13 protein-coding genes are annotated in these 11,077 nt (G+C 60.4%); 3 read left to right on the forward strand and 10 right to left on the reverse strand.

Going from position 1 to position 11,077, the window contains the following annotated elements; translation table 11 throughout:
* Positions 1–156: 156 nt before the first annotated feature.
* Both ACYZTK_RS07260 and ACYZTK_RS07265 read right to left on the reverse strand, forming a co-directional pair.
* The gene (locus tag ACYZTK_RS07260; RefSeq protein WP_462014872.1) at positions 157–1,521 is read right to left on the reverse strand and encodes a DNA recombination protein RmuC; all 1,365 of its coding nucleotides are present in this window, start codon (positions 1,519–1,521) and stop codon (positions 157–159) included.
* A 175-nt stretch (positions 1,522–1,696) separates the two neighbouring features.
* Positions 1,697–2,020 carry a sel1 repeat family protein gene (locus ACYZTK_RS07265; protein WP_462013808.1) on the reverse strand — a complete coding sequence of 108 codons (324 nt, stop codon included), beginning with the start codon at positions 2,018–2,020 and terminating at the stop codon, positions 1,697–1,699.
* Positions 2,021–3,002: 982 nt separating this feature from the next.
* Here ACYZTK_RS07265 and ACYZTK_RS07270 point away from each other — a divergent pair.
* The 3 genes from ACYZTK_RS07270 (at position 3,003) to ACYZTK_RS07280 (ending at position 5,403) form a co-directional block, all read left to right on the forward strand.
* On the forward strand, positions 3,003–3,227 hold the full coding sequence (locus ACYZTK_RS07270) for a hypothetical protein (RefSeq protein ID WP_008031832.1): 225 nt from the start codon (positions 3,003–3,005) through the stop codon (positions 3,225–3,227).
* A 275-nt stretch (positions 3,228–3,502) separates the two neighbouring features.
* Positions 3,503–3,985, forward strand: a complete 483-nt coding sequence (locus tag ACYZTK_RS07275) for a hypothetical protein (RefSeq protein ID WP_045060574.1) — start codon at positions 3,503–3,505, stop codon at positions 3,983–3,985.
* Positions 3,986–4,131: 146 nt separating this feature from the next.
* Positions 4,132–5,403 carry an OmpP1/FadL family transporter gene (locus tag ACYZTK_RS07280; RefSeq protein WP_462013809.1) on the forward strand — a complete coding sequence of 424 codons (1,272 nt, stop codon included), beginning with the start codon at positions 4,132–4,134 and terminating at the stop codon, positions 5,401–5,403.
* Positions 5,404–5,481: 78 nt separating this feature from the next.
* Here ACYZTK_RS07280 and ACYZTK_RS07285 read toward each other — a convergent pair whose 3' ends face one another.
* The 8 genes from ACYZTK_RS07285 to cobU all read right to left on the reverse strand — a co-directional run bounded on the left by ACYZTK_RS07285 (position 5,482) and on the right by cobU (position 10,994).
* A complete protein-coding gene (locus tag ACYZTK_RS07285; protein ID WP_462013810.1) occupies positions 5,482–6,033 on the reverse strand; it encodes a glutathione peroxidase in 552 nt (183 codons plus the stop codon).
* Positions 6,034–6,126: 93 nt separating this feature from the next.
* Positions 6,127–6,249, reverse strand: coding sequence for a hypothetical protein (locus tag ACYZTK_RS07290; RefSeq protein ID WP_462013811.1), 123 nt, complete (start codon positions 6,247–6,249; stop codon positions 6,127–6,129).
* Entirely contained in the window at positions 6,246–7,454 is a 1,209-nt protein-coding gene (locus ACYZTK_RS07295) for an MFS transporter (protein WP_462013812.1), read from the reverse strand. Before ACYZTK_RS07295 ends, ACYZTK_RS07290 begins: the two co-directional genes overlap by 4 nt.
* Positions 7,455–7,506: 52 nt before the next feature.
* Complete coding sequence (locus ACYZTK_RS07300) at positions 7,507–7,911, reverse strand: MarR family winged helix-turn-helix transcriptional regulator (RefSeq protein ID WP_462013813.1); 405 nt, start codon at positions 7,909–7,911, stop codon at positions 7,507–7,509.
* A 203-nt stretch (positions 7,912–8,114) separates the two neighbouring features.
* Positions 8,115–8,846, reverse strand: a complete 732-nt coding sequence (locus tag ACYZTK_RS07305) for an adenosylcobinamide-GDP ribazoletransferase (RefSeq protein WP_462013814.1) — start codon at positions 8,844–8,846, stop codon at positions 8,115–8,117.
* Between the two features lie 2 nt (positions 8,847–8,848).
* Positions 8,849–9,424 carry an alpha-ribazole phosphatase family protein gene (cobC, locus tag ACYZTK_RS07310; protein ID WP_462013815.1) on the reverse strand — a complete coding sequence of 192 codons (576 nt, stop codon included), beginning with the start codon at positions 9,422–9,424 and terminating at the stop codon, positions 8,849–8,851.
* Positions 9,421–10,476 carry a nicotinate-nucleotide--dimethylbenzimidazole phosphoribosyltransferase gene (gene cobT / locus ACYZTK_RS07315; protein WP_462013816.1) on the reverse strand — a complete coding sequence of 352 codons (1,056 nt, stop codon included), beginning with the start codon at positions 10,474–10,476 and terminating at the stop codon, positions 9,421–9,423. The genes cobC and cobT overlap by 4 nt, the downstream gene beginning before the upstream one ends.
* Positions 10,473–10,994 carry a bifunctional adenosylcobinamide kinase/adenosylcobinamide-phosphate guanylyltransferase gene (gene cobU, locus ACYZTK_RS07320; protein WP_462013817.1) on the reverse strand — a complete coding sequence of 174 codons (522 nt, stop codon included), beginning with the start codon at positions 10,992–10,994 and terminating at the stop codon, positions 10,473–10,475. Before cobU ends, cobT begins: the two co-directional genes overlap by 4 nt.
* Positions 10,995–11,077: the final 83 nt, after the last annotated feature.

The raw sequence follows: 11,077 nt of genomic DNA on the forward strand, positions 1-11,077 counted from the left end.
GCAGCTCCTACCGGATCGCATGGATGCACACCCCCCCGTAGGAGCTGCCGAAGGCTGCGATCTTTTGATCTTAATCTCTTAATCTCTTGATCTCTTGATCTCTTGATCTCTTGATCTCTTGATCTCTTGATCTCTTGATCTCTTGATCTTCCGACCCTACTCCGGCAACTCCGCCAACCCGTCCACATCCGTCATCGCCCGTTCCAACAGATCCGCCGGCAAGCTCTTGCTCGCCCGCGCGCCCAGCAACTTCAGCTGTTCACTGCGACTGACCAGATTACCCCGTCCTTCGGTCAGCTTGTTGCGCGCCGAACTGTAGGCCTTGTCCAGCTGCTGCAGGCGATTGCCGACCTCATCCAGATCCTGGATAAACAACACAAACTTGTCATACAGCCACCCGGCCCGCTCGGCGATTTCCCGGGCGTTCTGGCTCTGGCGTTCCTGCTTCCACAGGCTGTCGATAACTCGCAGAGTGGCCAGCAGCGTGGTCGGGCTGACAATCACGATGTTGCGATCAAACGCCTCCTGAAACAACGTCGGCTCCGCCTGCAGCGCCGCCGAGAACGCCGCTTCGATCGGCACGAACAGCAATACGAAATCCAGGCTGTGCAAACCGTCCAGGCGCTTGTAGTCCTTGCCGGACAAGCCTTTGACGTGAGTGCGCAGGGACAGCACGTGTTGCTTGAGGGCAATCTGGCCGATGGCGTCATCATCGGCCGCCACGTACTGCTGGTAGGCGGTGAGGCTGACCTTGGAGTCGACCACTACCTGCTTGTCACCGGGCAGATAGATAATCACGTCCGGCTGGAAACGTTCGCCATCCGGGCCCTTGAGCGTGACCTGGGTCTGGTACTCACGGCCCTTTTCCAATCCGGCGTGCTCCAGCACCCGCTCAAGAATCAACTCACCCCAGTTGCCCTGGGTTTTCTGCCCTTTCAGCGCGCGGGTCAGGTTGGTGGCTTCGTCGCTCAAGCGCAGATTCAATTGCTGCAGGCGCTCAAGCTCCTTGGCCAGGGAAAAACGCTCCCGCGCTTCGGCCTGGTAGCTTTCCTCCACACGCTTTTCGAACGACTGGATGCGTTCCTTCAACGGGTCCAGTAACTGCCCCAGGCGTTGCTGGCTGGTCTCGGCAAACCGCTGCTCGCGCTCATCGAAAATCTTCCCCGCAAGCTCGGCAAACTGCGCGCGCAACTCGTCCCGCGAGCCCTGCAGGTCGCTGAGGCGTTGCTGATGGCTGTCCTGTTGCTCGCGCAGCTCGGCGTTGAGGGAGGCGGCCTGGGCGTCAAGGCGGCGCAGCTCGGTCTCTTTGCCAGCGCGTTCGATGTTCCAGGCATGTGCGGCGTCCCGGGCGTCATCGCGCTCGATCTGCAGCAGCTCGACTTCACGCCGCAGCGCTGCCAGCTCGGCCTGCCGGGTGGTATTGATCTGGCTGAGGTCGGCGATTTCATCGCGACTGGTTTCGAGCTGGGCATTCAGCCCATCCTGCGCCAGCAGGGACATCGCCAGGCGCTCCTGCAGCAGGGCACCTTCGGACTGCGTCGCGCTGGCGCGGCGCTGAAGTTGCCAGGCCAGTACCAACAACGGCAGTGCAGCCCCCGCCAGACCAAGCAGAATGCTGGTCAACTCCATAGCCATAGCCATTCCTGTCCATTCGGTAAAGCTTGAAGGTTAACCAAGGCGCCGGCTATTGGACAGCTCAGTCTTCGACCAGGCCCAGTTCACGTTGTGCGCGCCGATCCCCTGCCCGCGCGGCTTGGCGCAGCAGGTCCTGGCCGATACGGCGGTCCCGGGCATTGCCACACTCGCGGCACATTAATTGGCCAAGACGGCTTTGCGCAGCCACGACACCTTCACGTGCCGGCTGTTTGAGCAAGTGTCCGGCGAAATGTTTGACGTTGGTGTTTTCGCCCAGGCGCGGGCTGTCCAGCAACCACTCCGCCACTCGCATGGAAAAGCACTTGGGTGGGATGGAAGCGGTGGGTGACGAGGAATCGGAGACTGATACTGAACGAAACTTCATAAAGCACTGTAGGGCAGATCGGAAGGCGCGCCACTGTACTCTTTTTTTCCTACAGGTAAAGCTTAAAAAACCCGGCACGCCCGTCCTAGAGCAAGCGCTCGGGACAATCCACAGAAGCTGTGGATAACTCAGTGGACAACCCGCCTTGAACTCTCGCAAACCCCTGTGGAATGGGGCTCGCAGTCAAACTGACGATTTTTTCACCAGCAAAAAAAAGCGATGTTTTTCATTGACTTAAATTTTCGTTACAGGCACCCACTGCGCTTGTGAGCCAAATGACAGTGCGGTTACAGTCCGCGCAACTAATGTGTACAAGTACCTTCACGACGGTTATATCGATGCGCTTTTTCGGCGCGTTTTGACTCAGGGGTCCGGGGATAACCCCGGTCAAAGCCTTGCGCCAGGCCTGTCTGGGCAAAACCCGCTGCGGCTGCCAGCGGTCGGATTCTGTGCTAGTACAGAGCGATCCCGACCAAAGGTCGAGGTGCCACAGGGGGATTTTTAGCCCCGCTCAAATCTTTTTTGTTATTCCACTTCCATTACCCAAACTGATTTGATAGAATCCACAGCGTTAGTACCAAGCTGAAAGTCAATTCTGGTCGAACAAATCCCCCCGGACAGCATTCGAAAACGAAGCTTCATCCGAACAAGCGGGATCGACCACCTCGATGGTTTCCAGGTAAACCTTGCGTCAATACAGCCTTTGATCGAAAGCAAAGGGTATTGCCAGGCTCACTTACTCTGACCGAACCAGCCTGCAAATTGATCAGGATCTTCACCCCGGGCCCAGAACCTTTGCCCTTGATGTGTTGCCTGCCCTCCTAAGTACCTACCTGCCAGCCCAAGCGCGCCAATTATCAGCGCTTCAAACTGGCTGCTTTGTTCCAGTCGGGTTCTTCGTTCGACCAACGGTGGTCGTCGTCACTGGAACGTTTTAATTTTGCACGGCTCTTATCCGTGTCGCTTGTAGGAACACCCAATAATGACTACTCAAATCCACACCCAGGATGCTATCCGCACCCTAACCAACGCTTTTGCACCAATGAACTGCCTGATCATGGCCGCTCGCAAAGGCTGCTTCAGTTTCACTCTGGTCAACGAACACGGCATCGCTCGTCACAGCGAACGCCTCTACCCTGATCAGTACTCCAGCGCCGAACCGCTGCAGGCTGTGATCGAGCGTACCCGTCAGGCACTGGTTGCCTGATACGCCGAAAAGACTGAAACATCAAAAGCCTCGCTTAAAACGCGGGGCTTTTTATTGCCTGATATTTCCCTTTCAGTCGCTCTGGCTTAAGTACTATCCGATATAACGATTATAACTGGCAGCCGGAAATATTGTAAAAACAGGCCTTTACGTCGCGAATATGACACTACACTTCAACTCAAGCGGCTTGATCCGCTTCCGGCGAGCCTGAACCGATCCACCGCTGCCAAGGCCCCCTTTCAGGTGTCGCCGCCTACTTCCGTTTCGAGGGTGTTATGGGTATCGCTGCCAGCGAACTGTGCCGTTATGTGATCCGTCCGACCCTGCTTTATCTCGGACGCCACAGCGCAACTGCCGAATCCCTGCTGCTGGGCATCGCCGCCAGTCAGTCAGCCCTCGGCTCCGCCCTGCACGACCGCCGTGGACACGGCCTGTACCGAATTGCCGAACCTCGCCACCAGGCGCTCTGGGACCATTACCTGGCCCTGGACCCGGAGCGCGCCAGCCTGGTGCGCGGCCTCGCCAGCCAGCATGCTTTCCTCAGCAGCCCGCACCTGGAATTGACCGTCAACCTGCGTTACGCCACTGCCATCGCCTGGCTGCTGGTCGAAGAACAGAACACCTCCCTGCCCGAAGCGGATGATCTGCTTGGAATGGCCCGCATCTGGCGCCAGACCTTCCAGCCCCAAGGCCGACTTCGGGACTTCACGTACGCCTGGCACACCTGTGTTTCAACGCTGAATCAGGTCGCCTGCTGATCCCCCCAATTCAGAAGATCGCCCAACACGCGGCGAATCCGGTCTGATTGTCCTACAAAACCGCTCTAACTCAAGCCTCACAGCCTATAGCGCTGGGACGAAAATGTTGGTAATTTTCGCCCCGGTGATCACCAGGAGTTCTAATAATGAAAAAAGTAATGCTCAAAACCACCCTTAGCCTCGCCGTTACCCTGGCATCCACCCAGATCTTTGCAGCTGGCTTTGCCATCAACGAACAAAGCATCAGCGGGATGGGTACAGGTTTTGCCGGGCGATCTTCCTCTGCCGATGACGCAAGCACCATTTTTGGCAACCCTGCCGGCATGTCGCGGATCAAGCGCGAACAAGTGACCGGCGGTGTTGCAATGCTCGACGCACATACCGACATCAGCAACGCCAGCTCCAGCCCTAACAGTGGCACCAACCACGGCGACATGGTGCCGTTCATCGCCGTACCGATGGGCTATTACGTCAAGCCAATCGATGACAAGTGGGCAGTCGGCGTAGGTGTCTACGCCCCCTTCGGCCTGGTGACCGACTACGAGAACAACTTCGGCGGCCGCTACTTCGGCAGCAAGAGCGACGTTAAAATCGTGACCCTGCAGCCCACCGTCAGCTACGCCTTCAACGACAAGGTGTCGATCGGCTTCGGTCCGACCATCAACCGTATCGACGGCAAGCTGGAATCGAACCTGTCGATCACCCAGGCCGCCGGCGATGGCGAAGTGAAGATCAAGGGTGACGACACCGCGCTGGGCTACAACATCGGCGTGCTGGTTCAAGCCACCGACAGCACCCGCCTGGGCCTGACTTATCACTCGAAAGTGAAGTACAAGCTGGAAGGCAACACCAAGGTCAACTACAACGTTCTGGGCCTGATCGGTCAGAACCCGAACCAGAAGTACGACGCGTCCCTGGACCTGACTACTCCTGAATCTGTCGACTTCTCGGTTACCCACCAGCTCGACGACCAGTGGACCCTGTACGCAGGCAGCACCTGGACTCGCTGGAGCCGCCTGAAAGAAATTACCGTGGAAAACAGCGGTGTACCTGGGGTACTCAATGGCCAATTCGGTACCATCACCGAAGACCAGAACTGGCACGACACCTGGGCTCACGCCATCGGCGCGTCCTACCAGCTGAACAAGCAATGGGTCCTGCGTACCGGCCTGTCCTTCGACCAGGCGCCGACCAACAACGTCGACCGTTCCCCACGCATCCCGACGGGCGATCGCAAGATCTTCAGCCTGGGCGCCGGCTGGAGCCCGACCGACGACCTGACCATCGATGTGGCGTACTCGTACCTGCGTGAAGAAGCGGTCAAGGTCAACAACAGCAATGACCGTGGCCAGAGCTACAACGCCAAGTATGAAAACTGGGCGAACGGTTTTGGTGTAGGTGCAACCTACCGCTTCTGATGACGGACGCTTCCAGCGTCTGAAATCAAAAAAGCCCCGCTCTGAGTGACAGCAGCGGGGCTTTTTAATGGGCGTCGATCAGGGGTGCGACGCGATAGCCTTCTCGACGGCAGCGATGAATTCAGGATCGTCGGGCTTGGTCAGGCTGGAGAAATTGGCGATCACCTTGCCCTGGCGATCGACCACGTATTTGTAGAAATTCCATTTCGGTGCAGTGGTCTGCTCGCCAAGCACCTTGAACAGGTGAGTCGCGTCGTCGCCGCGGACTTTCTGCGGCTCGGTCATGGTGAACGTCACGCCGTAGTTCACGTAGCAGACCTTGGCAGTCTCGGCGCCATCCTTGGACTCCTGCTTGAAGTCATCGGACGGCACGCCGATCACCTCCAGGCCCTGGGACTTGTACTTCTGGTTCAGCGCCTCAAGGCTTTTGAACTGCGGGGCGAACCCGCAGAAGCTGGCGGTATTGACCACCACCAGCGGCTTGCCGGCGAAACGCTGGCACAGATCGATCGATTCCTTGGCGCGCAACTTGGGCAGCGAGCCTTGCAACAGCTCCGGGCATTCGGCCGCCTGGGCCAGTCCAGAAAACGCCACCAGTAACGCGGGTACTGCAAGCCAGCGCATGAGCATATCCGTGCATCCTTGAGAGGGTCTTGAGCACGAAGTTACTCGTGCACGGCTGCCTCTAGCAAGCGGCTATCTGTTAAAAGCTCCCCAGCGTTCCTAGCAGACAGCCATGCCCAACTGCATCAATGCCAGCCCGCCCTGATGCCAGCCCCACCACGCCAGTGCCAGCAGCAGGGCGCCAGCCGCCGTCAGGCCGATGCGTGGCCACAGACTGCTCATGACGCACTCAGTTGCGTCTGCAGGCGCGCTACCGGCTGCTCGCGCACAGGCCAGTTCAAGGCCGCCGCCAGCAGACTGAGGAGAATCGCCACTTGCCAGATCAAGTCATAGCTCCCGGTTCGGTCATACACCACCCCGCCCAACCAGCCACCCAGAAATGAGCCCAACTGGTGAAACAGGAAGACAATCCCACCGAGCATGGACAGGTTTCGTACGCCAAACAAGGTGGCCACGGTGCCGTTGGTCAATGGCACCGTCGACAGCCACAAAAAGCCCATCGCCATGCCGAACAGGTAGGCGCTGGTGGTCGTGACCGGCACCCACAGGAACAGGCTGATGACGACCGCGCGCAACAGGTACAACCCGGTCAGCAGCCGCGGCTTGGACATCCGTCCGCCGAGCCAGCCGGCCGTGTAGGTGCCGAAGATATTGAACAGGCCGATCAGCGCCAGCACCGTAGTGCCGACGGTTGCCGGCAGATGTTGGTCCACCAAGTAGGCCGGCAAGTGGACACCGATGAACACCACCTGAAAACCGCAGACGAAAAAGCCCAACGCCAAAAGCCAGAAACCCGAATGGGAACAGGCTTCGCGCAGCGCTTCGGAGAGCGTCTGCTCATGGCCGAGCGATGGCAGGGGCTTGTCCTTGAGCATGCTGACCAAAGGCACGATCAGCGCTACCAGCAAGCCTAGCACCAGCAAGGCCGCCGACCAGCCCAGCCACCCAATGAGCCCCAAGGTGCCGGGCAGCATGGCGAACTGACCAAAGGAGCCCGCCGCACTGGCGATGCCCATGCCCATGCTGCGTTTTTCCGGCGGCACCGCGCGCCCGACCACGCCGAGAATCACCGAGAACGAGGTGCCCGACAGGCCGATACCGATCAACAGCCCGGCACTCAGCGACAAGGTCACCGCTGAATCAGACAGGCCCATGCACACCAGGCCAGCGGCGTACAGCACGCCGCCGACCAGCACGACCTTGGCTGCGCCAAAACGGTCCGCCAACGCGCCGGTGAACGGCTGCGCCAGACCCCAGATAAGATTCTGCAGGGCGATTGCAAAGGCAAACGTTTCGCGGCCCCAGCCGAACTCGGCACTCATCGGCGCGAGAAACAGGCCGAAGCCGTGTCGAACGCCCAGCGACAGCGCAAGAATCAGCGCACTGCCCAGTAATACCCAACCGCATGTACGCCACATGGAAGTCATTATTGTTCTCCGGTTGCGGGTATATACCCGCTTATATTCGAACAAACCGGCGTCAAGCCAATTCATCCAGCAATTTGATCAAGGTTTCGCGTTTTTCCGCGCCGAGACGGTCGATCAGCCGCTGCTGCGCCGCTTCCCAGGCCGGTAACGCGGCAGCCAGGCGTTCGGCGCCGCTGTCGGTGAGCTTGACGATGCGATTGCGCATGTCTTCACCCTCAACCAGCATCACCAGCCCTTCCCCTTCCAGCACCCGCAGGTTGCGCCCCAGCGTGCTGCGATCCAGGCCCATGGCTTCGGCCAGGGTGGAGATACTTGGCTGGTCGAGGCGTTGCAGATTGCAGAGCAGAGAATACTGGGCGACGTTGATCCCGAAGCCGTCGAGGGCGCCGTCGTAATGCCTGCTGACGCCACGGGCAGCGCGACGCAGGTTGGTGCATAAGCATTGGGAGTCGAGCATGATGCGTGTATATACCCGTGAGTAAGTTAAATCAAGTTTCTTCCAAAACCGTGGGAGCGAAGCTTGCTCGCGATGGAGTTTTGGCAGGCGACAAATGTGTTGAATGGCAATCCGTCATCGCGAGCAAGCTTTGCTCCCACAGGTCACCTTTTCAGGTCAGCATTTGGGACTGTAGGAGTGAGCCTGCTCGCGATGGGGCCGGATCAGATCACCACCAGCCCAACCAACACTCCAACCTCCAGCAACTCCAGCATCGCCCCCGCCGTGTCGCCTGTGGTTCCACCCAACCGCCGCAGCATCACCTGCCGCAGCCAGGCAAATGCCAATCCCGCCAGCACCAAGGCAAAAACACCCTTGAGCCCCGCCAGCAACACACACGCCAACGCACTCACCGCCAACACCTGCTCGCCAGCCCGGCGCGGCAGATGATCGGCCAACGCCTGCCCAAGTCCACCGGCACGCACATAAGGCGTGGTGAGAAACAACCCCAGCAACGCCCCCCGCCCAATCAGCGGAACAATCAGCAGCCACACGCCATGCTGCTGCTCGATCAACGCCAGCAACGCGGCAAATTTGAGCAACAGCACCAGCACCAGCGTCACCACCGCAATCGGCCCACTGCGCGGGTCCTTCATGATGGTCAGCGTGCGCTCGCGATCACCGAACCCACCGAGCCAGGCATCGGCACTGTCCGCCAGGCCGTCAAGGTGCAAGGCGCCACTGAGCAGCACCCACACCGTCAGCAATAGCGCCGCGTGAAGCAGTAACGGGGCGCCGCTCAGCAGCCAGTTCATGCCCCACAGAATCACCCCGAACAGCAGCCCTACCAGCGGATAAAACAACAGCGAGCGCCCAAGCTCCTGTGGCGTTGGCATGCCGGGCAGACGAACCGGCAGGCTGCTGAGAAATTGCAGGGCGATCCAGAACGGCAACATGCTCAGCTCGCTTCCCGCAATAGTCCGGCGGATTCGACCACCAGGGCAAACATCGCGCCGTGACCGACTTCAACATTCAGCAACTGCTCGCGGGGCAGCCCCCGCGCCTGGGCCAAGAGCAGGCGCATGACCCCGCCATGACTGACCAGCAACACTCGCTCACCCGCGTATGCCCCATGCAAACGCTCGACAGCAGCCAATACCCGCGCGGAGAAATCCTCGACCCGCTCGCCCTGTGGCGGCGTGAACGAGTAGGGATCGGCCCAGAACAACCCCAGGCCTTGGGCGTCGGTTTCCATCAGCGCCGCAGCGCTCTGCCCTTCCCAGGCGCCGAAATGCAGTTCCTGCAGATCCTGGTCCAGCTGCACCGGCACGTTCAAGCGCGCCCCGAGTTCTTCAGCAAAGCGCGCACAGCGTTGCAACGGCGAACTGATCACACGATCCCAAGGGCCCTGTTCGACCACAGCCGCGCGCATCTGCGTCCAGCCGGTCTCGGTCAGCGCATCGTCGATACTGCCGCGCAGGCCGCCGCCGAGTTCGGTTTCGCCATGGCGCAGCAGGTCGAGGCGCAAGGTCATGCCGGACGGTCCGCGACGGCGGCTTCGGCGAAGGTTGCCATCTGCCCGTGCAGGTCGCAGGCCAGGCGCAACAACGGCACGGCCAGCGCCGCACCGCTGCCTTCGCCCAGACGCAGGCCGAGCTCCAGCAATGGCTGGGCACCGAGTGTTTCCAATACGTGGCGATGGCCAGGTTCGGCGCCGCAATGGGCGAACAACAGCCACTCACGGCATTGCGGATTCAGCCGTACTGCCACCAGCGCGGCGACGCTGCAAATAAAGCCGTCCACCAGCACTGCCACGCCCTCCTGGGCGCAGGCCAGATAGGCGCCAACCAGCGCCGCAATTTCAAAACCGCCAAGGTTGTACAACGTCTGTAAGGGATCACCGCGCTGTACATTGTGCAGCGCCAACGCACGCTCGATAACCTGGACCTTGCGGCTGACCCCCGCCGCGTTCAATCCGGTGCCCGGCCCGGTCAGGTGCAGCACCGGGCAATCGAGCAATGCGCAGGCCAGGGCGCTGGCGGCGGTAGTATTGCCGATACCCATTTCACCACCGATAAACAGCTGCGCACCGTCAGCGACTGCCCGCTGCACGCTGTCGCGACCGGCCTGCAGCGCCAGTGCGCCCTGCGCCTCGGTCATCGCCGAGGTCAGGGCAAAATTCGCCGTGCCCGGGCCGATGTTCAAGTGCCGAACACCCTTGAGCTCGAGTGCCGGGTTGACGGTGCCCAAGTCGACCACTTCCAGGCCAGCGCCCAACTGCCGGGCGAGCACACTGATCGCCGCGCCACCGCTGACGAAGTTATGCAACATCTGCCCGGTCACTTCCTGGGGAAACGCCGACACGCCTTCAGCGACTACGCCATGGTCACCGGCAAATATTGCAATCCACACCTGGTCGAGCGTCGGCTTGAGTTGCCCCTGCAGCCCGGCCAGTTGCACCGCTACCGACTCCAGCCGACCGAGCGAGCCGGCCGGTTTGGTCAGCTGTTGCTGGCGCGCCGTAGCCTGTTCCAGCGCCTGGGCATTGATCGGCTTGCACGGGTTGAGCCACCAGGCTTGAGTCATAACGCAGTTCCTTTAAGAGTCAGGGGCAGGCCGGCGACGGTCAGGACGACTCGCTGGCAACGTTCGGCCAATGCCTGATGCAGCCAGCCGGCTTCATCGACATAACGCCGGGTCAACTCGCCAAGCGGCACAACACCCATGCCGGTTTCGTTGCTGACAAAAATGATTTCACCGGGCAAGGTCGCCAGGCAGTCGAGTAAAGCGTCGCGTTCGGCCGACAGGCGTTCAGCGTTGTCGAGCATCAGCAGGTTGGTCAGCCACAGGGTCAGGCAATCCACCAGCAGACAGCGATCGGCGCTGGCGTTGTCGCGCAGGATGCGAGCCAGTTCCACAGGTTCTTCGATCAATGCCCATTCGGCTGGACGCCGGGCGCGGTGATGGGCCACCCGTTCGCTCATTTCGCCGTCGAGGGGTTGGCTGGTGGCGATGTACGTGACGGCCAGTGCGCTGTCGCAGGCGAGCCTCTCGGCCAGGCGACTTTTGCCGGAGCGGGCGCCGCCGAGGATTAGTTGCAGCATGGTTGATTCCTTGAAATCTGTATTGGGGCGGATGACGCCATCGCGAGCAGGCTCACTCCTACAGGTACGCCGCCCCCCTGTAG

It is taken from the genome of Pseudomonas sp. LB3P31 (assembly GCF_054897945.1).